The organism is Rossellomorea vietnamensis, from assembly GCF_008180415.1.
Lineage (GTDB): Bacteria > Bacillota > Bacilli > Bacillales > Bacillaceae_B > Rossellomorea > Rossellomorea vietnamensis_C.
In genome coordinates, this window is sequence record NZ_VTEI01000017.1 from 22,206 (window position 1) to 47,555 (window position 25,350).

25 protein-coding genes and 2 riboswitches are annotated in these 25,350 nt (G+C 42.8%); of the genes, 17 read left to right on the top strand and 8 right to left on the bottom strand.

Going from position 1 to position 25,350, the window contains the following annotated elements; all coding sequences use genetic code 11:
* The first annotated feature begins 585 nt into the window (after positions 1-585).
* The 3 genes from FZC78_RS20710 (at position 586) to FZC78_RS20715 (ending at position 3,151) form a co-directional block, all read left to right on the top strand.
* Positions 586-1,848, top strand: coding sequence for an MFS transporter (locus tag FZC78_RS20710; RefSeq protein WP_148941991.1), 1,263 nt, complete (start codon positions 586-588; stop codon positions 1,846-1,848).
* 91 nt (positions 1,849-1,939) lie between these two features.
* Positions 1,940-2,089, top strand: coding sequence for a hypothetical protein (locus FZC78_RS23930; RefSeq protein ID WP_187445038.1), 150 nt, complete (start codon positions 1,940-1,942; stop codon positions 2,087-2,089).
* 426 nt (positions 2,090-2,515) lie between these two features.
* Positions 2,516-3,151: an FMN-dependent NADH-azoreductase gene (locus FZC78_RS20715; RefSeq protein ID WP_148941992.1), complete on the top strand. Its 636-nt coding sequence runs from the start codon at positions 2,516-2,518 to the stop codon at positions 3,149-3,151.
* A gap of 166 nt (positions 3,152-3,317) precedes the next feature.
* Here the strand turns inward: FZC78_RS20715 and FZC78_RS20720 are convergent, their stop codons facing one another.
* From FZC78_RS20720 to FZC78_RS20750, 5 genes are all read right to left on the bottom strand, one after another.
* The gene (locus FZC78_RS20720; RefSeq protein ID WP_148941993.1) at positions 3,318-3,860 is read right to left on the bottom strand and encodes a 1,2-dihydroxy-3-keto-5-methylthiopentene dioxygenase; all 543 of its coding nucleotides are present in this window, start codon (positions 3,858-3,860) and stop codon (positions 3,318-3,320) included.
* Positions 3,861-3,876: 16 nt separating this feature from the next.
* On the bottom strand, positions 3,877-4,503 hold the full coding sequence (locus tag FZC78_RS20725) for a methylthioribulose 1-phosphate dehydratase (RefSeq protein ID WP_148941994.1): 627 nt from the start codon (positions 4,501-4,503) through the stop codon (positions 3,877-3,879).
* Positions 4,475-5,170 (bottom strand): 2-hydroxy-3-keto-5-methylthiopentenyl-1-phosphate phosphatase, encoded by a 696-nt coding sequence (locus tag FZC78_RS20730; protein ID WP_148941995.1) that lies wholly within the window; start codon positions 5,168-5,170, stop codon positions 4,475-4,477. Before FZC78_RS20730 ends, FZC78_RS20725 begins: the two co-directional genes overlap by 29 nt.
* On the bottom strand, positions 5,167-6,375 hold the full coding sequence (locus FZC78_RS20735) for a 2,3-diketo-5-methylthiopentyl-1-phosphate enolase (protein ID WP_148941996.1): 1,209 nt from the start codon (positions 6,373-6,375) through the stop codon (positions 5,167-5,169). The genes FZC78_RS20730 and FZC78_RS20735 overlap by 4 nt, the downstream gene beginning before the upstream one ends.
* A gap of 546 nt (positions 6,376-6,921) precedes the next feature.
* A riboswitch (SAM riboswitch) is annotated at positions 6,922-7,022 on the bottom strand.
* Positions 7,023-7,158: 136 nt separating this feature from the next.
* Positions 7,159-8,337, bottom strand: a complete 1,179-nt coding sequence (locus FZC78_RS20750; RefSeq protein ID WP_148941997.1) for a pyridoxal phosphate-dependent aminotransferase — start codon at positions 8,335-8,337, stop codon at positions 7,159-7,161.
* Positions 8,338-8,440: 103 nt separating this feature from the next.
* Here FZC78_RS20750 and FZC78_RS20755 point away from each other — a divergent pair, with 103 nt between their 5' ends.
* The 6 genes from FZC78_RS20755 (at position 8,441) to FZC78_RS20780 (ending at position 14,281) form a co-directional block, all read left to right on the top strand.
* Positions 8,441-9,229 carry a carbon-nitrogen family hydrolase gene (locus tag FZC78_RS20755; RefSeq protein WP_148941998.1) on the top strand — a complete coding sequence of 263 codons (789 nt, stop codon included), beginning with the start codon at positions 8,441-8,443 and terminating at the stop codon, positions 9,227-9,229.
* Between the two features lie 140 nt (positions 9,230-9,369).
* A riboswitch (SAM riboswitch) is annotated at positions 9,370-9,521 on the top strand.
* Between the two features lie 91 nt (positions 9,522-9,612).
* Positions 9,613-10,785, top strand: coding sequence for an S-methyl-5-thioribose kinase (gene mtnK, locus FZC78_RS20760; protein WP_148941999.1), 1,173 nt, complete (start codon positions 9,613-9,615; stop codon positions 10,783-10,785).
* A gap of 11 nt (positions 10,786-10,796) precedes the next feature.
* A complete protein-coding gene (mtnA, locus tag FZC78_RS20765; protein ID WP_148942000.1) occupies positions 10,797-11,843 on the top strand; it encodes an S-methyl-5-thioribose-1-phosphate isomerase in 1,047 nt (348 codons plus the stop codon).
* A 214-nt stretch (positions 11,844-12,057) separates the two neighbouring features.
* Entirely contained in the window at positions 12,058-12,984 is a 927-nt protein-coding gene (locus FZC78_RS20770; protein WP_148942001.1) for an MBL fold metallo-hydrolase, read from the top strand.
* 121 nt (positions 12,985-13,105) lie between these two features.
* Complete coding sequence (locus FZC78_RS20775) at positions 13,106-13,531, top strand: cell wall hydrolase (RefSeq protein ID WP_148942002.1); 426 nt, start codon at positions 13,106-13,108, stop codon at positions 13,529-13,531.
* A 159-nt stretch (positions 13,532-13,690) separates the two neighbouring features.
* The gene (locus FZC78_RS20780) at positions 13,691-14,281 is read left to right on the top strand and encodes a branched-chain amino acid aminotransferase (RefSeq protein WP_148942003.1); all 591 of its coding nucleotides are present in this window, start codon (positions 13,691-13,693) and stop codon (positions 14,279-14,281) included.
* A gap of 171 nt (positions 14,282-14,452) precedes the next feature.
* Here FZC78_RS20780 and FZC78_RS20785 read toward each other — a convergent pair whose 3' ends face one another.
* Positions 14,453-15,133 (bottom strand): serine/threonine protein kinase, encoded by a 681-nt coding sequence (locus FZC78_RS20785; RefSeq protein WP_148942004.1) that lies wholly within the window; start codon positions 15,131-15,133, stop codon positions 14,453-14,455.
* Positions 15,134-15,202: 69 nt separating this feature from the next.
* Between FZC78_RS20785 and FZC78_RS20790 the strand changes: the two genes are divergently transcribed.
* From FZC78_RS20790 to FZC78_RS20820, 7 genes are all read left to right on the top strand, one after another.
* A complete protein-coding gene (locus FZC78_RS20790; RefSeq protein ID WP_148942005.1) occupies positions 15,203-15,808 on the top strand; it encodes an FMN-binding negative transcriptional regulator in 606 nt (201 codons plus the stop codon).
* Between the two features lie 67 nt (positions 15,809-15,875).
* Positions 15,876-16,217, top strand: coding sequence for a VOC family protein (locus tag FZC78_RS20795; protein ID WP_353733590.1), 342 nt, complete (start codon positions 15,876-15,878; stop codon positions 16,215-16,217).
* A gap of 496 nt (positions 16,218-16,713) precedes the next feature.
* Complete coding sequence (locus FZC78_RS20800) at positions 16,714-17,493, top strand: SDR family oxidoreductase (RefSeq protein WP_148942006.1); 780 nt, start codon at positions 16,714-16,716, stop codon at positions 17,491-17,493.
* 43 nt (positions 17,494-17,536) lie between these two features.
* Entirely contained in the window at positions 17,537-18,430 is an 894-nt protein-coding gene (locus FZC78_RS20805; RefSeq protein ID WP_148942007.1) for a GNAT family N-acetyltransferase, read from the top strand.
* Positions 18,431-18,638: 208 nt separating this feature from the next.
* Entirely contained in the window at positions 18,639-19,388 is a 750-nt protein-coding gene (locus FZC78_RS20810) for a DeoR/GlpR family DNA-binding transcription regulator (RefSeq protein WP_148942008.1), read from the top strand.
* Positions 19,385-20,308 carry a 1-phosphofructokinase gene (pfkB, locus tag FZC78_RS20815; RefSeq protein WP_148942009.1) on the top strand — a complete coding sequence of 308 codons (924 nt, stop codon included), beginning with the start codon at positions 19,385-19,387 and terminating at the stop codon, positions 20,306-20,308. Before FZC78_RS20810 ends, pfkB begins: the two co-directional genes overlap by 4 nt.
* A 2-nt stretch (positions 20,309-20,310) precedes the next feature.
* The gene (locus FZC78_RS20820) at positions 20,311-22,215 is read left to right on the top strand and encodes a PTS fructose transporter subunit IIABC (protein WP_148942010.1); all 1,905 of its coding nucleotides are present in this window, start codon (positions 20,311-20,313) and stop codon (positions 22,213-22,215) included.
* 786 nt (positions 22,216-23,001) lie between these two features.
* On the opposite strand, the gene FZC78_RS20825 is transcribed toward FZC78_RS20820, so the two are convergent.
* Both FZC78_RS20825 and FZC78_RS20830 read right to left on the bottom strand, forming a co-directional pair.
* Positions 23,002-23,256 (bottom strand): hypothetical protein, encoded by a 255-nt coding sequence (locus FZC78_RS20825; RefSeq protein WP_148942011.1) that lies wholly within the window; start codon positions 23,254-23,256, stop codon positions 23,002-23,004.
* A gap of 188 nt (positions 23,257-23,444) precedes the next feature.
* Positions 23,445-24,308, bottom strand: a complete 864-nt coding sequence (locus tag FZC78_RS20830) for a manganese catalase family protein (RefSeq protein WP_148942012.1) — start codon at positions 24,306-24,308, stop codon at positions 23,445-23,447.
* A 215-nt stretch (positions 24,309-24,523) separates the two neighbouring features.
* Here FZC78_RS20830 and FZC78_RS20835 point away from each other — a divergent pair, with 215 nt between their 5' ends.
* On the top strand, positions 24,524-25,336 hold the full coding sequence (locus tag FZC78_RS20835; protein ID WP_148942013.1) for an Fpg/Nei family DNA glycosylase: 813 nt from the start codon (positions 24,524-24,526) through the stop codon (positions 25,334-25,336).
* The last annotated feature ends 14 nt before the right edge of the window (positions 25,337-25,350 follow it).

Below are 25,350 nucleotides of genomic sequence, written 5' to 3' on the forward strand. Positions count from 1 at the left end.
ATGTTCTCCGGAGAAAAAAGGTGCTCTTTCCTTTTATTCTCCGGAGGTTATTTGACCCCGAGGGCTAGGCGCTGGAGCTGGATTCAAAAACGCTGTCTAATTTTCAATCTGAAAATCTTATACTTTCTTTTTTTTAGGCTCTTTTCGTAAACTTTGTTGCTATTTGATAATAATCCCCCAAAAAAAACACAATTCACATGAATAACCTGGAAATTTGAAAAGAAAAGAGCCGTTCTCCGCGATTTAGAGAGAACCTTTAGTATACGGGGAAAAATCCGGCTCTTAGGATTTTTCCAAAAGCCACAATATATTCCAAAACAGCTTTTTTTAAAGGCTCTGTTAGTTAATATGCCAGTTTATATTGGATTCTCAGATCCTCCGCAAATGTTGACTGGAGTGGAAGGTGTACGACCTCCTGCGGGAGTAGCGGGACAGGTGAGACCCCGCAGGCGAAGCCGAGGAGGCTCACCGCCCGCCCCGCGGAGTCGTACACCTGGAATGGAAGTCAACATACCCATTTAAAACAACAGGAGTCTTTAACACCCTAAAAAAAGGATTAATAAGAATAGAGGCGGAGAAATTTCAATGAAAGCATATATTCTGGAATGCAGGACTAATTATAAAAGCTATAACCGTAACGTCAAAATGGCCATAGCTGCTAATTTATTTACACAGATAGGCCTCGGGATCTTTATGACCCTGTATAATCTGTATCTGAGGGATCTGGGGTACAGCGAGCTCACCAATGGAAACGTTATTGCCATGACTGCACTGGCACAGGCGATTTTCCTTGTGCCCGCCGGCTTCTTAAGCGATTTATGGGGAAGAAAGAGGGTTATGGCATTAGGAGCAGTATTGGCAGCTCTCACTCTACTGGGACGTTCTTTCTTTGAAGGAGAAACCACTCTGATTATATTGGCATTTGGAAGCGGAGCGTTCATGGCCTTCATTCAAGTTTCAATGATACCGTGGCTTGCTGAAAACTCTACTGAAAAAGAAAGAGTGCACTTATTCAGCATGCATTTCGCCATCATGATGGCTGCGAATGTCATCGGTAATCTTTTTGGCGGGCTATTATCCGACGTTCTATCTCTTTTCGGGATTGATTCACTTACCAGTCTTCGTCTGACTCTTATTTTGGGTAGTTTTCTTTACTTGGCAGGAATACTGCCGATCCTAAAAATGAAGGAGTCCGTGCGAAAACAGCCAAAGAAGATACTGGAGAAAAGCCAGTGGAGAGGAAAGGGGAAGCAGTGGAAACTGGTGTTCCTTTTTGTTGGGGCTCAGCTCATCATCGGTATAGGCTCGGGTCTTGTTGTGCCTTATCTCAACCTTTATTTTGCCGAGCGCTTTCAAACCTCTCACTCTGCAATTGGCTTCATCTTATCTTTAGGTCAGGGTGCAACGGCAATCGCGATGATCATCGGTCCCGCTGTTGTCAATAAAATCGGTGAAGTGAAGGCAGTAGTGCTGCTTCAGTTATCGTCCCTGCCATTCTTGATTTTGACCGGAATCACGACAAACCTGTATCTAGCGGTAGTTGGATTCTTATTCAGGCAGGCACTTATGAACGCAGGCAATCCCATACAGATGGCTCTAATGATGAAGAAAGTCCCGGATGACAAAAAAGGAATTGCAAATTCCCTGAGTCAAATGGCTTTTTCAATCGGCTGGGCAACGATGGGGCCGGTATCAACCTATATTGTAGCAGCCTACGGGTCTTATTGGGGATATTCCATTGTTTTTGCCATAACAGGCTGCATTTATTTCATCGGCGCTGTTTATTTCTTACTTGTTTTTGGTGAAAAATCAACCTCAATTAAAAAACAACCAGCAGCGGCCTCCTAAAAAATTTCCATAATTCCCTGAAAAAATCATGTGTAAAATGGTATGCTAGGGTTAACACTACATACAACTATTTTATCAGGAGGAATTTCTCATGGATAACAAGCCCGTGCACTATGATGGAACATTAAGAAACGAAACTGAGGCAGTAAATACTGCTCAAAGCGAACAGCCTTTCGTCTTAACTCCTGAAGGACGTAAAAATCTTGGCGGAAACCCATATGAGGTAAATGGCCAGGAATAAGTACAATTAAGAAGCTGGCGATGAGTCAGCTTCTTTTTAATGCACCAAAATATTCAGGCTGGTTCTTAGTTCTCTTATGAAGGCGTAGGGAAACCTATGCTAATGATACAAAGAATTCGAATCATCAACGCAGAAACATAATTACCTGGCTGCCAATTAACCAACAGAACATAAAACCAATTTAGAAATAAAGTCTTTTTCTAACTGTGTGCTTCGCCCTACTATGTATCTGATAGTCTTGATTACCTATTCTATAAATAATTTGAATGCCTCATAAGACTTTAGTTCGTTTTATAAACTGGATGATTAATGTTTGAATATCCGGGTAAATATTATTTGTTCCTTTAATGACTATGGGATTGGTGAATAAACGAATACATAAAAAGTAAAACTAAAGTGTCAAGTTACTTAGAAGGGAAGATCAGTATGGTAAAGGTATTATACATTACAGCACACCCGCATGATGATACGCAGTCATTCAGCATGGCTGCCGGAAAAGCATTTCTGGAGTCTTATAAAGGGTCCAACCCATCGGACCAGGTCATTCATCTAGATCTTTACACGGAGGATATTCCGCAAATAGATGTGGATGTTTTTGCAGGATGGGGTAAACTTCAAAAAGGATCAGGATTTGAAGAGCTTTCTCAAGAAGAAAAGGCAAAAGTGGGAAGGCTGTCTGAATTAAGTGAACAATTCGTTTCAGCCGATAAATATGTTTTTGTTACACCTCTTTGGAACTTTTCATTCCCGCCTGTCATGAAGGCTTATATTGATTCTGTGGCAGTTGCAGGTAAAGCTTTTAAGTATACAGCCGAGGGACCAATCGGATTGCTTACTGACAAAAAAGCATTGCACATACAGGCACGAGGCGGCATCTACTCAGAGGGCCCTGCAGCTCAAATGGAAATGGGCCATCGCTATTTGGACATAATCATGCAATTCTTTGGAGTTCCTTCCTTCGAAGGGTTGTTCATCGAAGGCCACAATGCAATGCCTGAAAAAGCACAAGAAATTAAGGAAGATGGAATTGCCCGTGCGAAAGAATTAGGTAAGACGTTTTGATTTTAAGCCAGCAGACTTATCTGCTGGCTTTTTTGTTATGTTAGTGGTTTTAAGGTGCTCATGCGAATTTCTAGAGACAATAGAATGTGTCCAGCCACCACCAACCGGCTCTTCAATAAACCAAATAAAAACCAGCAGATCAATAGTCCGCCGGCCATAATACCATTTATGATTGTGAAAATTCTGGATCCTTATACGGATGAGCCACCCAGCCTTCTGATTCAATAAACAGGCGTACCGCCACTACTTGTTTATCCTCCATCAGTGTAAAGAAATGGGGATTACCTTCAGGGACAGAGATGACATCTCCAGGCTCCAATTCAACATCGAAGTATCCTGTCTCATCGCTCCCTTTAATGATGAAAATCCCGTGGCCTGCCGTAATGGCACGGACTTCATCCTCCGTGTGGGTATGCACCTGTTCGAATTTCTTCAGAAGCTCTTCAATGCCGGGGGTTGATTCTGATAATGCCACTACATCCCAGCTGCCATAACCTCGGCGTTCTGCCAGTGATTCAATTTCACTTTTAAAAGTATCAATGATCGTTTGCTTTTCATCGTCAGTGATTTGGCAGCGGTCCCGCAATTCTGCAGGAAGTTTGGATATATCCCAATGTTCATATAAAACTTCTTCTTTCGCCAAAAACTCACGGACGTTTTCTTCACCTGAAATCGTTTCATTTGTGTTTCTTACTTTAATAACAGCCATATTCTGATTCCTCCTATTAGTTAAGCGCAGCTTGGCGCAAAGTCAGTAGTTTTACATGATAATTAAATAGAAACTCGTAAGCTTCTAAATGTTTTTTTGCTTCAAAGGCATTTTTGCCCCATACTGTAATACCGTGGTTACGGATCAAAACGGCTCCGGTGTCTCCCTGAATATGAGGGATCAGCTCACTGGCTAAACGAGGGATAACAGCATAATTTGGAATTATAGGCAGATGAAGTTCAGCATCTTCCTCCCACAGACCGAATGCTTTGATAATCTCCTGCCCTTTAAAAACCACTTTCCCTGCATCTCCGTAGAGTTCGGAGATAACATTGTTATCGACCGTATGGATGTGGAGGGAGCAGCCTGCGTTAGTCCTCCCGTAGATTTCAGAATGCAGCAAGGTCTCCGCTGAAGGCTTTAAATGAGTTTGTTCTGCAGGGTTCCCATCCTGGTCTACCAAAAGAAATTCCTCTAAGGTTGTCTTGCGTTTATCTTTGCCGCTTGCTGTCACTAAAAAGGTGAGCGGGGAGGAGTCCACCTTGATAGACAGGTTTCCGCTGGTCCCATAAAACCAATCCCGCTCGGCCAATTCCCTTTTCACTTCACTTAATTCATTCCACTTCGCAAGGTAGTTTCCCATAAGTTCCAGCCTCTCTATTAATCTCTTTCAAAATGGATATTACTTCATCGAATGTTTCGAAAGAGAGGTAATTCAACCCCAATTCTTCACATTTACCGGCAAGGAAATCATCACATGCAAGGACGAGGTCTGCCATCTTGGCTCCTTCAAGATCCGTAATGGAATCACCAATCACAATGATATAATCACCTTTTTCAGAGTCGTTTCGAATGATGCTTGTTTTACAGCAGCCGCATTCATTACTGCAGTGCTCGTCACAAGAATATGGCCAAGTGATTCTGATGGTATCCCCTGAAAAATCAGAGCTATTACAAAAGATTTTTTCATTTGGAACGATTCCCTCCAAAATAGGTTCCACAAAGAAATCGATTCCGCCGCTTACAATCTTTAAATCAATGTTGTTCTGATTGCTCCATTCAATAAAATCAATGAACCCCGTCCTTAGCTGATGGGTGTCCAACAAATAGTCAATCAGCTTTGCCCTGGAAGAAGAGGGGAGAAGACGAAACATCTCGCCAACACCCTCTTTTATTGAAGTTTTTTGTGCCAGGATATCATCTTTTATAGATATCCATTCAGGTGGTGCAAATTGTTTCATTAAGGAGATAATATTATCCGTTGTGGTAATAGTTCCATCGAAATCACAGTAGATTTTTAACTTTTTCATACCGTTGCCTCGCTCACTCCCCATAGCTCGATTGCTTGTTTCAATTCAAGGTGATCAATTGCTGCCAGTTCTAGCGGTATGTCACTCATTACTGCACGAATCGCCTGATTGAACGCTTTTCCTCCACCCGCTGCACCAAGGGGGTGTCCATGGACACCTCCGCCTGCATTGATCACAGAGTCAACGCCAAAATCTCTGTAAAGGAGCGGCGTCAACCCTGGATGGATGCCGGCAGAAGGGACCGGCAGAGCCTTCTTGATACGGGAATCTTCGGATGTTAATTCTCTTGCTATTCCTAAAGCTGAATTTCTTTCCAACGCTACACTTCCATAAGGAGAAGGGAAGAGTGATAAATCAGCCCCTGCATACCGAAGGAGCTTTCCTAAAAGCAGCCTGTGAGAAAAACCATAATAAGGGGAAGATGTGAACGCTCCGCTGACTGCTGGATGCGCCATGACCGGCAGTCCGATTTCATTATCTTCCCGAATTGCCTGAAGCACATCCAGCCCATAGGCAAAAACATTAAAGAGGAGGAGGTCAGCTCCCGATTCTTTTGCGCGCTTGGCCTTATCTTTTAAATCAAAGGTCTTTCCGGACAGATTGACGGCATAAATGGTCCTATGGCCGGTTTCTTCATAGACACCGTCCAATACACTTTTTGCCTTTGATATTCTTTTAGTAAAAGGTGTAAGGGGATTATCAAACAGGATTTCATCATCTTTAACTATGTCGATACCTCCAAGTGCCTGGTCTCTAAGCTGCGTTGAAAAGTAATCGAGTTCTTTTCCAATTACGCTCTTAAAGATGCTCATCAAGAGCGGTGTGTCATACTTATTGAGCATTCTCCTTATACCATCAATCCCATAGGCAGGACCTGGGAAAGCAGACTTTAATTCATCAGAGAACTGCAGATCCACCAGTTTGATTTTTCCATCAAGAGACAGTTTTCCAAATACCGTTGTCAGAATGGCTGGGAGGTCTGTACTGAAATTAGCTGCCGGATAAAAAATTTTGATAAGCCCTTTATTTTCCGCCAGGGCTTCTACCGACACAACACGGCCTTTATGGCGCTGAAGCTGCTTCTGTTCAAGATGGGAAAGGTCCGTCCATGACCCGACCGTGAGCCCAAGAGCAATACCTTCAGCTTTCTTTTCCAAGTTGTCCGTCGAACCATGGACAATATAAGACGCGGTTACACTTGTCATAAATGATGCTCCTTTCAAAACGTATGTACAAAAAACAAAAGCGGAAGCGCCTTGACCAGCCCCGACAGGCAAATGTTCCTCAGAGAAAAAAGGCGCTCTTTCCTTTTATTCTCTGAGGGTTATTTGACCCCGAGGGGCTAGGCGCTGAAGCTGGACGAAACAAAAGCGGAAGCGCCTTGATCAGCCCCGACAGGCAAATGTTCCAAAGAGAAAAAAGGCGCTCTTTCCTTTTATTCTCTTTGGGTTATTTGACCCCAAGGGGCTAAGTCCGTTCCAGTGGGTACGGATCCTCAGGCGCTGCAGCTGGACGAAACAAAAGCGGAAGCGCCTTGACCAGCCCCGACAGGCAAATGTTCCTCAGAGAAAAAAGGCGCTCTTTCCTTTTATTCTCTGAGGGTTATTTGACCCCGAGGGGCTAGGCGCTGAAGCTGGACGTGGATAATATAGCTGCAAGTAATCAACAGAGGGTGATGTTATAATTTCCTAAACCTCAAAAAACCTCTTCCCGCTGAGGAAGAGGTTTTATTTTTTACAGTAAAAAATAAACTCTTATCTCTCAGCAAATATGCTGCAAGAATTAGCACCGTGCTCTAAAGTCGGTTGCCGGGCATCATCGGGCCAGTCCCTCCGCCTGCTCTTGATAAGAATAGGAATAGTATAAATTTTGTTGTAATTCAAAATGGATTATGACACGTGTTTGAATTGTTGTCAAACACTTTTTGTAAGTTTTCCGTCAATTTTGAGAATCAGAGAGTGCTGGACAGAGAAGGAAGGATCGTAAGCCTACTGTTTAAAAAGCCCCAGCTCACCAATCCTCCTTACCGCTTCCGCAAGAACTTCCTCATCCTGCAGGAGGCCTACCCTGACATACCCTTCTCCGTACTCGCCGAATCCAGTACCGGGTGCGACTGCAACATGCGCTTCCTCCAGCAATACTTTGAAGAACGACTCTGAAGTAAAACCCTCAGGGACAGGGAGCCATGCAAAGAAGGACCCTTTTGGCGCTTGCGCTGCCCATCCAATTTCGTGCAGCCGCTCCATCAAGAAATTCCGTCGGTTTTCATACAAAGAGACCAAGTCTTTCACACTTTCCTGAGAGGACGTCAGTGCGGTGGCAGCCGCTTTTTGGACCCCTCCAAAAAGGCTGCAGTGAAGATGATCCTGCAGGAGGTTCAAGGCTGCTATGACACTTGGGTTACCAACAGCAAATCCTACTCTCCAGCCTGCCATATTGTATGTCTTTGATAAAGTATAAATCTCGATTCCAATATCCTTCGCACCTTCCGTTTGAAGAAAGCTTAGTGGCTTTTCCCCTTCAAATCCGATTGCCCCGTAAGCGAGGTCATGGACTACGCAAAACTTATTGTCTTTTGCCAGCTCAACTGTTTCTGAGAAGAAGTCAGCCGTGGCGATAGCGCCGGTAGGATTGTTGGGATAGTTCAGGAACATCAGTTTAGCTTCTGCTAATGAACCTTTATCCACTAGAGAATAATCAGGGAGGAAATCATTTTTCTCATGCAAAGGCATAGGGACCATTTCTGCTTTTGCCAGTGATATTCCAGACCAATAATCTGGGTACCCTGGGTCTGGCACAAGTGCGATATCTCCTTCATCCAGCAGGCACTGGCTGACTTCAATCAAACCGGCTTTACCACCGAACAGTACCGCTACTTCTGTTTCAGGATCAATATCTACATTGTATTCACGTTTATAAAATTCAGAAGCCGCTTCTTTGAAAAAAGGGTAGCCGCGAAAAGGAGAATACTTATGGAACAGAGGATTCTCGACTGCTTCTTGTGCAGATTCTATAATATGCCCGGGTGTGGGCTGATCAGGATTTCCCTGTGCTAAATTGATCACATCATGGCCCTCTGACGTTACTTTATTCACGTCTTTAACGAGTTTCGCAAAAAACTGCTGAGGAAGATTTTCTAAGGTTTTGGACTGTTTAAAAGATTTCATAAGACGCTCCTTTTGAAAGATTCTTGAAATTCTAGTAGCTTATGTTATATGGTTAATGAAAAAATGTCCAGCCAATTTTTTGAATATTTCGAGGAGGAGTATCATGGGTTTAAGGATAGCATGCTTGCAGATTGATATACAGTATGGAAAACCGGAAGAGAACAGGAAAAATGTTTCCCGGGAGTTTCAGAAATTATTTGAGGAGGAAAAAAAGCTTGATGTTGTTGTCCTTCCTGAGCTATGGACAACTGGTTATGACCTGTCAAGGCTGGATGAGATCTCAGATGATGAAGGGAAAGAGTCAATCGAATTTCTCTCCGGCTTAGCACAAAAATACAGCATCAATATCGTCGGTGGTTCTGTCGCTAAAAAAAGCGGTGAGAATATCACCAATACACTTTATTCTTTCGATCGATCCGGGAATCTCCTGGGTGAGTACAGTAAGGTCCACCTGTTCAAACTGATGGACGAGCATCATTATCTCTCAGCAGGAAACACAAGCGGAGCGGTCACGATTGAAGGTGTTCCTTCAGCTGCGTTCATTTGTTACGATATTCGATTTCCCGAATGGATGAGAACCCATACAGCGGGAGGGGCAGAAGTACTGTATGTCGCTGCTGAATGGCCGCTTGCGCGCGTAAATCATTGGCGGACACTTCTGCTGGCAAGAGCAATCGAAAATCAATGCTACGTTGTTGCGTGCAACCGGAGCGGAAGCGATCCCAATAATGAATTTGGCGGACATTCGATGATCATAGATCCGTGGGGGGAAATCATAGCCGAAGCTGGTGAAGGAGAAGAAGTCATCATTTCCGACTTGGATTTAGAGAAAGTGAAACAAGTGAGGAAACAAATCCCGATTTTTCAGGATAGAAGGCCGGAGCTGTATTGATGAATGGGGGGGAGGTCTCAACGATACTTCTCCTCAAAAGTAAATGAACACCCTAAAAAAACTATTGACAATTCATAACAAACCTAGTTTAATGTTCATCAGTAATAATAAAAATGTTTAGAAAAATCAAATACGACATTCTCTTATCAAGAGTAGGCGGAGGGATTTGGCCCGATGAAGCCCAGCAACCGACTGTGACCAGTATATACTGGAGCGCTTTTTATAAACGCAGGTTCAACCTAGCAGCACGGTGCTACTTCCAACAGAAAGGAAACTTTCTGGCAGATAAGAGGTGCGAAGCCTTTTAATGTCTTCAAGCCTCTTTCTGAATGAAAGGGGCTTTTTACTATGCTGAAAAGCCTTGTAAACAAGGAGGAATATAAATGGCCATCGTAAAACAAGCGGGTTATTACCCATTAACTGAAAATACTGCAAAAATGCTGGCAAAATCTCTGGGATTCTTTTCAGAGAACGAAGAACTTGTCAGTACAGAGATTGGAGACGGAAACCTGAATTACGTTTTCAGGATCATCAGCAGATCTCATGAAAAATCGATTATTATTAAACAGGCTCTTCCTTACGCAAAAGTGGTTGGTGAAAGCATGCCGCTGACACTTAAGCGGGCCCAAATCGAGAGCAGCGCTTTGAAAAAATATAGTGAGTTCACTCCAGAGTCTGTTCCAAAAGTATTCTATACAGATAGCGAGCTTGCTGTGACCATCATGGAAGATTTATCTGATTACAAGATTTTAAGAAAAGGATTGAATGAAGGATCGACATATCCGCTGCTGGCAAACCATGTGGGAGCTTACCTTGCCAAAACTCTTTTCTTTACATCAGATTTCGGTTTGAACGGAAGGGAAAAGAAAGAACTTGTCGGTCAATTCATCAACCCTGAACTTTGTAAAATCACCGAGGACTTGGTGTTTACAGACCCATTTTATGACCGTGACAGCAACGATTTTGAAGATCAGCTCAGGGAAAAAGCAGAAGGTTTGTGGCAGGATCACATACTGAAACTCGAAGTAGGCAAATTGAAAAGAAAGTTTTTGACACAGGCAGATGCCCTTCTGCATGGGGACCTTCATACAGGCAGCATCTTTGTAACACAATCGGATACGAAGATCATTGATCCTGAGTTTGCTTTCTTTGGTCCCATAGGTTTTGATATCGGCCAGTTTTTTGCCAACATCCTTCTTAATGCCCTTTCACGGACGAAGGCAGAACAGGCTTCAAGGCTGGCCATTATATCAGACACTTGGAGCGTTTTCAGAGCAGAATTTACGAAGCTTTGGCTTGAACATAATCAAGAGGCCTATTCCACAATAGCCGGATACCTCGACCATATCCTAGCTGAAATTTTCGAAGACTCAATCGGATTTGCAGGTTGTGAAATCATACGCCGTACAATAGGTTTGGCCCATGTTGCCGATCTGGATGGAATAGAAGATACTGCCCAGCGTATAAAAGCAAAACACGAAGCGCTGGATTTGGGAAGAAGATTGGTTCTTCAGAGAAAAATCATTAAAACACCTGAACAACTTGCATTATATTAAGGGGGAAGAACATGACAACCGGGACAACAACTATACGGTCTGTGCAATGGAAGGGAGACCATATCCTCCTTTTGGACCAGCAGAAACTTCCGCACAAGACAGAATTCATTAAGCTTACAACTATAGAAGATGTGTGGGAGAGCATACATTCTTTGAAAGTCCGGGGAGCTCCAGCCATCGGAATAACAGCAGCATTTGGGCTGGCTTTATGGGCAAAATCCTTTAAGGGAAAAGAAAATTTCCTAGGGTTTTACTATGAATTAGAAGAGAAAAGGAGCTATTTGGAAAGTTCCCGTCCAACCGCTGTGAATCTGGCATGGGCACTTGCCAGGCTGCTCAAACGATTTTCCGGAGCAGCCACTGTGGAAGAAGGTCAATCTCTTCTTATCGAGGAAGCTAGGGCAATTGCAACAGAAGATGAGAGAGTCTGCCGGTCTATCGGGGAACATGCTGCAGGATTGTTTTCCCATGGAGATGCGGTACTCACTCACTGCAACGCAGGCGGGATTGCCACTGCAAGATACGGGACAGCACTGGCTCCCTTTTATATTTCCAAAGAAAAAGGGGTTGAATTAAAGGTCTATGCAACAGAAACCAGACCGGTCCTCCAAGGTGCCCGCCTAACAGTATGGGAGTTGATGCAGGCAGGAATAGATGTTACTCTCATTACCGATAATATGGCAGCCCATACGATTGCCGAAAAAAATATCTCAGCTATCATAGTAGGAGCAGACCGGATTGCAGCCAATGGTGATACCGCTAATAAAATCGGGACCCGCGGACTGGCTATCCTGGCAAGGGCATTCAATATTCCTTTTTATGTAGCTTCACCGTTATCGACAATCGATTTGGCCATAGAAACGGGAAATGAAATCCCGATTGAAGAAAGAAATTCAGATGAAGTTACGCATTTAAACGGGGTGGAAGTTGCCGCAAAAGGGGTGAAAGTGTATAACCCGGCGTTTGACGTAACACCGAATGAGTATATCACTGCCATCATCACTGAAAAAGGGATTCTGAGTGGAAATTATAAGGAAGCCCTGGCTGAACTTAAATAAGGTTGTTTGAAAAAGATTTTGAGTTAAAAAAACCCAAGGGTCCGATTTTTCCTCATGATTACAAGGTTAATTCGGGAAGTTTCAAAAAGCCTATAAAACAACAACAGAGATTCCCGGTACTTAGCAATTTCATTGTACTGGGAATCTCTGTTTCAATTTTTTGTAGGCATTCCATTGCCTGAAGTATAATAAAAGTAAAAACCGAGGTAAATTTATGCCAAAAAAACGATATAAAAATTTAGATGATGTCAGCAATACTAAAACGTTCAGAGAACTTATGAAGTGGATGAAGGAGAGGCGGACAAAAACCAAAGACCTCGTTTCCCAGATTCCACAAGCAGAGGAGAAGGAAGCGGAGAAGCTTCAAAGGAACAGAAATCTCCACTCTATTACCTGGATAGGCCATTCCACCTTTTTTATTCAGTTAAATGGGTTGAACATACTGACTGATCCAGTTTGGGCAAGAAGGATGGGCACAGGAAAGCGATTGACGGACCCGGGGATTCAATTAGGGCATATACCCGAAATTGATATTGTGCTGATTTCTCACGGACATTATGATCATTTGGATTTTGCCACTATCAAAAAGGTGAAAGGTGACCCAACCTTTTATGTTCCACATGGTCTAAGGTCCGCTTTTTTAAGGCGGGGTTATAAAAATGTGATTGAAGCCAATTGGTGGGATTCCTTTGATGAACAGGAAGTTACGATGCGCTTTGTCCCTGCACAGCATTGGACTAAAAGGACAATAACCGATACCAATACTTCTCATTGGGGAGGCTGGGTATTGAATCCTGGCACGAGTGGAAAGTCAATTTACTTTGTCGGGGATACAGGATATTTCAGGGGATTCAAGGAGATAGCTGAAAAACTTTCGCCCCAAATTATTTTAATGCCGATCGGAGCCTATGAACCCGAGTGGTTTATGAGGGACAGTCATATCAACCCTGAAGATGCAGTCACAGCCTTCGCAGAAATGAATGGTGAATTGTTCATACCTATGCACTACGGGGCTTACCGCCTTGCTGATGATACAGGACCCGAAGCACGTGAAAGGCTGCTTGCTGAGTGGGAAAGAACAAATATGGATGAAAGAAAATTGAAGATGCTGGATATCGGTGAAACTTTATGGCTTGAATAAGGGCCAATTTTAAAAAACTTCTTACATCACAAAACAATCTCTCCTGAATATAATCGCCACTATTTTACTCCTTTTGAATATATATGTGTAGTAGGTTTTACAAAAGGAGGTATGGTTTTATATGGCGGTGGTGAAAGCACCAGAAGCGCATGTGAAACTTTTGGCAAGGCTTATGAGAGCAGAGGCGGAAGGTGACGGGCGGCTGGGAATGCTGACGGTAGGAAATGTAGGGATCAACAGGGTGATTTCCAACTGTCTGGATTTCAAGGATCTCCGGACCATTGAAGATATGGTCTATCAACGTCCAGGTGGTTATGAAGCAACAGTTAAAGGGTACTTTTTTCAAAGGGCCAGAGAAAAAGATATTGGGCTGGCAAGACAGGTCATAAAGGGATGGAAGTATCATCCCGCCTCTTATGCTCTGTGGTTTTTCAGGCCTGAAGGGGATTGCCCTCCAACCTGGTACGACCAGCGAAACGTAGGGAGGTTCAAGTCACACTGTTTCTTTGCTCCTACACAGGAAGACTGTCCTCAAGTATATTACTAATCCAGACAGCAGGGCTTGTGAATTAAATCACGAGCCTTTTTAACGTTTTTAACTATTTTTGATTAGGTTGACTTTTACTAAGTTTCCACATCAAAGTTTACGAATTATCCTTGAGGTTATGATATAACTAATAGTGAATAGAATTTAGGAGGACCTTACATGCTGACCAAATCACTTAAAGCATACATAGAAGAAGAAATGAAGGATAATAAGATTGCTTTGTTTTCTGATGAACGGATATTCGCATCTGAAACCGGCATTCTGTCAGGTGAAATCACAGTTGAACCTTTGGATGATGCGGTTCGTTTTCATGACTCTCTGATTGAAAGAGTCAACAAGGAAACCGAAGAACTGATTCATACAGAAGAAACCCCTCAGTTCCTTGACACCCCGGTCAACTTTGTCAAGAGGAATATCCATGAGTTTCTTTTCATCGACAGCAAATGGTTTGAAATCATCAGAATAGATGGATTGACGCTGGAAGTCGACGATGTTTTTGGACATTACAGCGCGCTTACTGGATTAAAGTTGCAAAAGAAAATGGCCAACGACCTGAAAGCCGCCCTGTCAGAAAAACTTCATGGAGAAGATAAAGTTCAGCTTATGTGGAATGACAAAGACGGATTATTTGATTTAAATCTTTCCATTGACAAACTCGATGGCTTTAATGAAAATGAACCCCTTGGGAAAAATCTTCAGCTTATTTACCACTTCCTATTTACTGTATTGAAGGAATTAGAAAGTAAATAACCATTTAAAGAGCAATCTGAATAAAGAGTTACGGTTTCTGTTATTGAGAAGGCTCCAGAAATAAATGAAGGACGAAATCCTATGAGATTTCGTCCTCCATTTATTTAACCTGACGGAGATATAGAATCCTTCTTCAGCCGTGCTGTCGGACTGGGAACCTCCTCTAATACTTTAAATTTTCCATCGAAATGTAAAGGCCATAACCTTTTTCATAAATTCCTCAAAGGTAAAGTCAGGGCCCTTTGTCTGATTAAACCATGTACGGACGGTTTCCATTAACCAGGAAGGAACCGGCTTGCCATTGATATATCGGTAATATTGTTGATAGCCTTTCTTCAGATATTCCCAACGCTGGTCATTTCCAGGCAGGATATATTCCGATACATCAATGATTTTGACCTTTCCATGCTGCAGAAGGATGTTTTTAAGATGCATATCCCTTGGATTGAGACCACAATTTCGAATATGGCTCCTTGCCTCTTCAACTTCGTCTATAACGGAGGAAGGGATAAAGATACCCCGAAGCAAACAGTCAAACAGAGTCGTCCCCTCCTCAAAACTTAAAACGAGAAAGTTCTCCCCGCTTCCGATTTTCCTGGAAAAGTAGGGAGAAGAGCCAAGGTGGTCGTATACATGTTCCTCAATGGACTTCTTCTCTATTTTTTCCTGCGCATATACCTTGAAGGCCAGATGAGGGAAAAGCTCTGACCGGAAAACAGCTGCGTCTGTACCCGTTCCAATTAGCAGGAAACCTTCCGACTCTCCATCAATCGAAACCGGATCGTTATCAGGATTGGCTGTGACCTCTAGTTTATTTAAAGCAGGAATAACCGACTGCCATTCAGCCTGCATGAATCTCACTCCTCAATTCTTTCTATTCTTATAGTATAGTATAAGAAAAAGATTGAAATGAGGAAAACAATGTTTATTCCAAAAGATTTTAAAGTAGAAGATCAGGAAAAGCTGTTGAAGTTCATCCAGGAAAACAGTTTTGCTATTCTTTTCTCACAAGACGAGGAAGGACCAAAAGCGACCCACCTGCCATTCATACTAGTCAATAATGAGCAGCCCGAGCTCATAGGACATATCGCAAAAGCAAACCCACAGTGGAAAACCCTGAATGGAAAGAATGTTCTTATCGTATTCTCAGGCCCGCATTCTTACATATCAGCTTCGTGGTACAAAGAGAGAAAAAATGTGCCGACATGGAATTACGTGGCTCTTCATGTCGAGGGCAGGGTAGAAATTCTGCAGGAAGCAGATGAACTGTTATCCATTCTTCACCAATCGGTGAATTACTATGAAAAGGATTTAGAAAAGCCCTGGAAAATAGAGGAGGAACCTGAGACAGTTAAACGCCTGTTAAATGGGATTGTCGGAATCAGAATCAAAATAGAGAAACTGGAAGGAAAATGGAAGCTCAATCAAAATAAAAGCAAAGAAAACAAAGAGAACGTGATAGAAAATTTAAGAAATCAAGATATCTATGACTCTCAAAAAATTGCCGACTTAATGGAAAGGGAGTAGCAGAATAGAGGAGAGCACCCCATTTTCCGAGAAATGAATACAAGAGACACAAAAGGGGGAAAACAGGTTGATTTATGAAATGACGTATCAAGTCAGGGTGTCAGATTTCAAAGAAGGAAATAATTGGTATGAAAGACTGTTAAACAGGCAGGCTGATTTTACCCCGCACGAGGGCTTTGCTGAATGGGAGCTTCTCCCCGGCTGCTGGCTGCAGGTTGCAGAAGGGACCCCTTCTCCAAACAGCGGTCCCATCCGTCTTGGCATTAAGGATATCGTTTCAGAACGGGAAAGACTAATAGTTGAACTGAGTACAGACCATTTTCAAATCCATGGCAGGGAGGAAGTTCCTGTCAAATGGGCTTCTTTCAAAGACCCATGGGAAATCAGCTTGGATTCTTTCAGTATTTAGATGATTCAGAGATAGATGCCAGGACTTCGGCACTGACTTGGCACAAGTAGAGGTTGCTGCTGGAAGATAGTCAAGTGGATGTAGATTGGAACTTTTCTTCTTGTCTCTGTTAAGAGCCCTGGTGATTAGATCGGTAGTGAATGTACGCTCTCTTGCAAGATCAGCAGTTTCATCGCTTCAGAATTCTTACTCTATGTGAGGCATAGAAAGCGATTGTAACAAGAAAATTTTTCCTTTATACTATTCTCATAGAGATGTAAAGGAAAGGAACTACAAACTGACATGTGGACAATCTTGTATTGATGCGAAGAATCGTATAGAATGCTTCATCCCCATCGTAAGGGAGAAGTGTGTCTATGTGTCATTCATTCACAAGGGCGGCATGGTGTTGGTAAATCCTTAAACACTAGTGGATACCTTGGTATCCGCTTTTTTGTATTTAAGAAGAATTTACATCTCTGAAACACCTCTGCTTTCTAAATCAGGAGGTATATATATGACAGGATTAAAAGGAAAGACAGCGATTATTACAGGTGCCAGTCGTTCTAAGGGGATAGGGGCAGCCATTTGCCGTTCCCTTGCCGAAGCGGGAGCAGATATATTTTTTACTCATTGGTCTCCTTTTGACGAAGAGGCAGGCAATGGAGAGGAACCCCACTTCCCTGAAAGTTTCAAGAAAGAGCTGCAAAGTCTCGGAGTCCGGGCAGCCCATATGCAAGCAGATTTAAGCAAAGAGGAGACCCCTAAGTTGATTATAGATAAAGCAGAGGAAATCCTGGGGACACCCTCTATCCTTATCAATAATGCCACATATGAATTCCACGCAGACTTTAGAACGTTAAATAGAGAAATTCTGGACAAACATTATAAAGTAAATAACAGCGGAACCATTCTGTTATCAGTGGAATTTGCCAAAAGATTCGAAGCGGCCTTTCCAGAGAGCAAGGACGGAAGAATCATTCACATCGTATCTAAAGGCCCTGATCCCAATAATCTTGCTTATATAGCCACGAAAGGGATGTTAATCGGTATTACTGAACCCCTTTCAGTAGCTTTAGCACCAGTTGGAATTACAGTGAATGCCATAGACCCCGGGCCTACTGATTCAGGATGGATGAACGAAGAGATTAAGAATCAACTGCTTCCTTTATTTCCGGCAGGGAGGCTGGGTGTACCAGATGATGCCGCCAAGCTGATTAGGTTTTTGGTGAGCAGTGATGGCGGCTGGATAACCGGCCAGACCATTAAATCAGAAGGCGGCTTTATCGGAAAATAAATAACTTAATCGGTTCATATTTTGGAGACAGGGGTCAAAATAAATGAAAATATATCTTATAAAAGCATTGCTGAATGATGCAGAAAAATTAACGGCAGTGATGAAAAGGACATTTGATGAGGAAGCGAAAAGATGGCTTTCTGATCAAGAAGATGTTGTAGACTATAACATTCAGCCGCCAGGTTATGCATCCATCGAAATGACGAAATATATGATAGATGAGCTGCAATACTATAAAATCATGATGGACGGAGAATTAGTCGGGGGTATCATCCTGACAATCGCTGGAAACTCTTATGGGAGAATCGACAGGATCTTCGTAGCTCCGGAACACCAAGGGAAAGGTATTGGGTCTGAGGCCATCCGATTAATAGAGGAAAAGTACAATCCTATCAGAATCTGGGACTTGGAAACATCAAGCAGACAGCGGAACAACCATTATTTTTACGAAAAAATGGTTTATGAAACTGTCTTTCAGAATGAGGAAGAATATAGTTATAGAAAAGAAACCGCAAAAAGCCTCGATAAAGAAAACCAATTTGAGACCCATGAATTGCCGGATTCAGAGTTCTATAGCATGAATTTGAAAGAGAGCTCATTCAGCAACAGCAATATAGAGGGAACCAGCTTCAGCAATTGTAATTTGAGCCATTCCCGCTTCCAGAATATCAATCTGCAGAACTCCTTTTACGCAGATCTTAACTTTTCAGGGAGCCGGTTTATGCTTGTCAACCTGGGGGGCGTTTCTTTCCAAGATACCACTTTAGAAGGCAGAAAAGTCCTTTTCAATAGATGTGACTTAGAGGGCACTACCATCACGAATAGCTCACTCCAGAATGTTGATATTAAGGACTGCAGCATGTCTGGCATGAAAATAGACGGAATATCGGTAGAAGATCTCCTGGATGCATATTCCAAAGTGAACAGGAAAGAATAGCTTCATTAAAAGATCAGAGTCGTATCTCTGATCTTTTTTGATTCCTAATAGATTTATAAGATTTACTATTGGAATAAGTCAGCAGGAGTATAAAAGTCAGAAAAATCACTACATTGAACGTTTGTGAAAGAAAATGAATTTTTATGATTGAAAAATGTAAAGGCTTACTTTATAATGAAGTTACTTCATCATGAAATGGAGGATGAAAATGCTTACACCCGAAAGGCAGCTCATCATCCTTTCTCTTTTAAAAGATAAGGGAGTAGTAAAGCTTCAAGAACTAATTGAAGAAACCAACGCCTCCGAATCTACAATAAGACGTGATCTTATTCAATTGGAAGAGCAGAGGAAACTAAAACGAGTGCATGGCGGTGCTTCCTTATTGCAGGGAAAACGCACCGAACCCAGCTTGACCGAAAAATCATTCAAAAACCTTCAAGATAAAATCAATATAGCTAAGGCAGCCGCTTCCTTCATTCAAGATGGTGATTCGATCTTTTTGGATGCCGGAACAACAACGCAGCGGATGATCTCCTTCTTGGAGCAAAAGAAATTAACTGTCGTTACAAATGGAATTACTTTAGTCGATCCCCTGCTCGAAAAAGGCATCACCACCTACTTGCTTGGCGGGATGGTAAAAGGTTCCACTCGAGCGATCATTGGCAGATCTGCACTCGATACTCTGAAGACCTATCGTTTTGATAAATGCTTCATCGGAACCAACGGCGTTGATGTTGATTTTGGCTACACAACACCCGATCCTGAAGAAGCACTGATCAAGCAAGTGGCCATTGAACTTTCACAAGAGGGCTATGTACTCGCCGATCAGTCAAAAATAGGAGAAGTTTCATTCAGCAAAATAGCAGACCTGGAAGAAGCTGTTCTGGTCACCAATCAGGATAGCGAGAACATACAGAATTATCAGCAGCATACTTCAATAAAGGTTGTGACAACATGATTTACACACTTACACTAAATCCCTCTATTGATTACTTTGTAACAGTCGGAGAACTGAATTTGGGGGAAACCAACCGCATGGAGCATGAAGACAAAGCTCCTGGAGGAAAAGGCATCAACGTCTCAAGAGTTTTAACTTCATTGGGAATAAAAAACAAGGCACTTGGCTTCATAGGCGGTTTTACAGGTCAATATATCCTGGAAGAATTGAGAAAGGAAAACATCGACTTCGACTTTGTAAGAGTGGAGACTGATACCCGAATCAATATCAAGCTTCGTGGCAAACAGGAAACTGAAATTAACGGAATTGGCCCGGAGATCTCATCAGAAGCCTTAGGCCATTTGACGACACAACTGGAAGTTCTCCAACAAGGCGATACCTTAGTATTGGCAGGAAGCATCCCTTCTTCAATGGCGGCTGACTATTATGAACAAGTCATGAAGCAGCTTGAAGCCAGAGAAGTCAAGGTTGTGGTGGACACCACAAACGAAAAGCTGATGAACGTCCTTAAGTACCGGCCTTTCTTGATTAAGCCGAATCATCACGAGCTTGGCGACCTTTTTGATGTTTCCATAGACAGTAAAGAAGATGCCATTCCATTCGGGAAGAAACTTGTAGAAATGGGAGCCCGGAATGTCATTGTCTCCATGGGCGGCAAGGGGACTCTTTACTTTAGCCAAGCCGAAGCCTGGTTTGCACCTGTACCTCCAGGTAAACTGGTTAACTCAGTGGGAGCAGGAGATTCAGTCGTTGCTGGATTCGTGGCCGCTTATGAGGTAACAGGAAATGCGTTGAACAGTTTTAAATATGGAGCAGCAGCAGGAAGTGCAACCGCTTACTCTTCAGGATTCTGCACGGAAGAAACCATTGAAGAGCTTTTGAAACAGATAGAGATTGAGCCTATTACTGGGAGGAAATAACCATGAGGATAACAGAACTGCTACAGAAAAACACCATGATCCTTAACTTAAAGTCCGGGTCTAAAGCCGATGTCATCGATGAGCTTGTAAGAAAGCTTGACGATGCGGGAAAACTGAAGGACCGCCAGCTTTATAAGAAAGCAATACTGGCAAGAGAAGAACAAAGCACTACAGGGATTGGTGAAGGGATCGCAATTCCGCATGCCAAGACAGCTGCAGTCAAATCACCTGCAATTGCTTTCGGCCGCTCTTCAGAAGGAATCGATTATGAAGCATTAGATGGACAAAACAGTCATTTATTCTTCATGATTGCTGCTTCAGAGGGAGCTAATAATGCCCATTTAGAGACACTTTCCCGCCTTTCATCTCTTTTGATGGATAATGGGTTCAGGAAGAAACTCTTGAATGCGTCAGATGAAGAAGAAGTTCTTAGCTTGATCGATGAAAAGGAAACAGAAGTACTTGCAGAAGAGGAGCCTCCGGAGTCGCCCCAAGAGCCAGTTTCTACCGATTCAGCTGGAACCTCAGGTAAAGTTCTTGCGGTAACAGCATGTCCGACAGGAATCGCCCATACTTACATGGCAGCAGATTCTCTTAAAGCTAAAGCTAAAGATAAAAATATCGATATTAAAGTTGAAACAAATGGTTCATCAGGTGCGAAAAATGTCTTGACCAAAGAAGAGATCCAAAATGCCGTGGCAATTATTGTTGCTGCAGATACAAAAGTGGAAATGGAACGGTTTAAAGGAAAGAAAGTCATCCAGGTCCCTGTAGCAGAAGGGATCCGAAACCCGGATAAACTTCTTGACCGTGCAGTAAACGGTGACGCTCCTGTATATGAAGGCAGCGGAAAAGAGGCTGAAGAATCAGGAGAAACAAAAGAAAAACGCAGCGGATTTTATAAGCATCTTATGAACGGTGTTTCTAATATGCTTCCGTTTGTTGTCGGTGGCGGAATCTTAATCGCCATTTCTTTCATGTTCGGTATCCAATCAGCTGATCCTACCCATGAAAGCTACAGCCCGATTGCTGAAGCCCTGATGACTATCGGAGGCGGAAGCGGTGCTTTCGGTCTGATGATTCCTGTACTTGCTGCATTCATTGCTATGAGTATTGCTGATAGACCTGGTTTTGCAGCTGGTATGGTCGGCGGGTTCCTTGCAGCTACTGGCGGCGGTGGATTCCTTGGCGGTTTGATTGCCGGTTTCCTTGCTGGTTATGTTGTGCTGTTACTAAAAAAATTGTTTGCTAATCTTCCTGATTGGCTTGAAGGCTTGAAGCCGGTATTACTTTATCCGATTTTTGGTATCTTGATTACAGGATTGATTATGCTGTTCGTGGTGAATGAACCCGTTTCCTTCCTCAATGAGCAACTTCAAGACTGGCTTGGCGGAATGGGAACGACTAACCTTGTGCTTCTTGGCCTGCTTCTAGGCGGCATGATGGCCGTTGACCTTGGCGGCCCAATCAATAAAGCGGCATTTACTTTCGGTATCGCTATGATCGATGCAGGAAATTTTGGTCCTCATGCAGCCATTATGGCAGGAGGAATGGCACCTCCGCTTGGATTGGCCTTTGCCACGACATTCTTTAAAAACAAATTTACACCTCAAGAGAGAAAAGCAGGGTTCACTTGCTACTTCATGGGAGCATCCTTTATTACCGAAGGTGCCATACCATTTGCAGCAGCAGATCCTGGACGCGTAATTCCATCTGCAATTGTCGGATCGGCAGTAGCGGGCGCCCTTTCCATGGCATTCGGCATTGGACTACCTGCACCACACGGCGGAATGTTTGTCATTCCGGTTGTAAGCGGAAATCCATTCATGTACATCCTGGCAATCCTGATTGGTTCACTTGTCACTGCAGTTATGCTTGGATTGTTAAAGAAACCTGTTCAACAATAATTCAGTGAAGGCTGGAGTTTCCGCGGCAACTGAAAAGGTCCTACAAAAATCTAAAAGGCAGAATCGTTCATTTCAAAGAACGATTCTGCCTTTTTCTCGTCAGGTACTATAAAAAGTGTTGGTTTCCGTTTAAGATTGTCACGACTCCACTGGGCTGGCGCACGTTGTAGTGGCTTTATAGCGAAAGCGGCTTGTTATTTTCATAATTAAGGATTTAGCGGGGGAAAAATAAGGGGAGTTTTCCCGTTACTTGAAATTTCTAAGCTCATGTTGGAGTAAATAGAGGGAGTTTTTCCCGTTATACGAAGAAATTGCACCTGCTTTCTAGTGTTAAAGTCAAATAAGGGGAATCTCCTCCGCTATTTAAGCTGTTTATACATGCTTTTTAGTAAATAAGGGGAATTTTCCCCTCTATATAACTACCCAAAGTGCTGAAACTGGATGTTCGGTACCACTGATTACTTTACCATATTCTGGAGTGTCTTTCCTCGACTAGTTGAGAAAGTGCCTCCCTAAGCCCCGCAGGCTATTGTTTCAAAAATCATTAAAAGACTCTAAAGCTATGTGATAAAAGAGTAACACTTTAGTGGGTTGTAGGAATAAAGTCAATTTTTCTTCTCATTTATGGAGGTATCGTTGACTTTTCTAGGTTATAGAGGATTTGATACTTAAATTCGGTTTATTTTCAATGCATTCGAGTTTCCTGCCTTTCTTTGTAACCAGAAATATGTATAACACCTTCCAGGCATAGCCGGAAAGGTGTTACTTTGAATCATGCTATCTAATTTACCGCCAGTAGCCAGGACGGCCATAGCCCCAGCCTGGTCTTCCGCCATATCCCCAACCGGGACGGCCGTATCCCCAGCCGGGACGCCCATAACCGTAACCCCAGCCTGGTCTTCCGCCATATCCCCAACCGGGACGGCCGTAGCCATATCCTCCAAAACCTCCGCCAATTGCGCCTGCTGCACCTAAAGCAAGTAAAGGAAATAACAGTCTTTCATCTTCAGCATATACAGGGAAATCTTCTCTATAATACATAAAGCAGCCTCCTTAAATAACATTGAATTCGCTTTATCTTATGGAAAAGATTAGACTTTTGTCTCCCTTTCACATAAAAAGAGGCTTGCTCAAAAAGAAAACTGTTCCTTTCATGCTTCATCGTACGAAAGAAACCTTCCCCTTTAATAGGTTAAAACATGAAAGCCGGCTCAAAGGCCGGCTTTCGTTCATTGATTCGGTTCCATTTTTCCTTGCCCTTGCATTTTGCGCAAGTCTTCTGGCGGAGTACCATGAAGATAAGGAGGACCCGGCTGCAACTGCGGTTTCTGTCCCATCGCTTGAGGACTCTGAACATATTGAAAATTTGCCTGCCCATCTAAGGTAGGTCCGCTTGCCCATCGGCCAGTGCTGCTTTCTTCTCCTTGTGAAAAATTCATGAAGGAATAAGAAACGTCTTGCTTTTCATACTCTTGATTAAATGTGCTTGGCACAATTGCTCCCTGTGTTTGTTCCAATTCTTCGATAGCTGCCATCCATTGGTTTTGATGCATGGTATCTCTCGCAATTAAGAAGGAGAGCATGTCGCGTACACCAGGATCAGTCGTCATCTCGTACAAGCGGCAAACCTGCAGCCTGCCCTGGGATTCAGCATTTAAATTCGCCCTGAAATCAGCAAGTAGATTTCCACTGGCAATCGTATACCGTGCTGTCCAAGGAAAACCGACACTATCATTAGGTTGTGCACCCAATCCATTTACAATGGCATGCTGAGGATTCATTCCTCCCAGGACTGCCTGGACTGCCGGATCTTTCGCGGCCATATCCTGATCGCCTGCAGGTGCACCATCGAGTAATTGAGCAATCATAGTGGCAATCATTTCCACATGAGCAATTTCCTCTGTCGCTATATCAAGGATCATATCACGATATTTACCTTCAGCCCGACAATTCCATCCCTGGAACAAGTATTGCATCATGACGGACATTTCACCGTATTGTCCGCCAAGGATTTCTTGAAGTTTCTTGGCATATACAGGATCTGGATTACTTGGCTTAGCATTATATTGAAGTTCTTTCACATGATAGAACATAAACTGCCTCCTTTAAAATCGATCGTTTATAGTTTGCATTGGACAAACAAGACATATGTCATCAAAAAATTTCCAGCTGTTAATTTAGTGCTTCAGCGTGCAAAAAGGGACTGTCCCTTTTTGCACGCTAAAGTGGTAAAGGACTCTTTCCCTTATAAAGGATTAGTTTTTTGTTGTTATTCGGAAATGATAAGAAAAAAATCAGGAGTGATATCATGCCGGAATTGCCTGAGATGGAACATTATAAGAGAATGTTAACTATGCACCTTCAAAATAAGAGAATAACCGGAGTGGAAATCGGAAGAGAAAAATCCATCAACATTCCTGCTAGTGAATTTTCTTTACTTGCCGGCAGCCAAACAATTAAAAGTGTGTCAAGACGAGCAAAGCATTTGCTGTTTCATCTTGAAAATGATGTAGTATTAATATTGCACTTAATGCTGGGAGGATGGATGTTTTTCGGAACCGAAGAACAGAAACCTGACAGGACCATCCAAGTCAAATTATCATTTGGAACTCAGCATTTATTCTTTATCGGCCTTAGACTTGGGTATCTACATTTATATAAAGGAATGGAAAAAGCGGGTGAAGAGCTGAAAAAATTGGGACCTGAACCTTTATCCAGTGAATTAACCGAAACTAAATTCCTGGAATTGTCTTCTAAAAGAAGAGGAAGCCTGAAAACCACTCTTGTAAATCAAGGCTTTTTGTCCGGGATTGGCAATTGCTATTCCGATGAAATGTGTTTTCATGCTGGACTGCTTCCCAAAAGGAAATTCAATGAGCTGTCCGAAAATGAAAACAGGAAGCTTTTCCATTCCATGCAGTTTATTTTAAGCGATGCGGTGAACAGCGGAGGGTACATGGAGAATCCATTTTATCAAGGAGATACCCTTACTGGAGGATATAATTCCAAATGCCTGGTCTATGACCGGGAAGGAGAGCCTTGTCTTCGTTGTGGAAGTGAGGTTGTCAAAGATGAAATCTCCTCCAAGAAAACATTTTACTGTCCTGTCTGTCAAAGTTGATTTATAGGCAATAT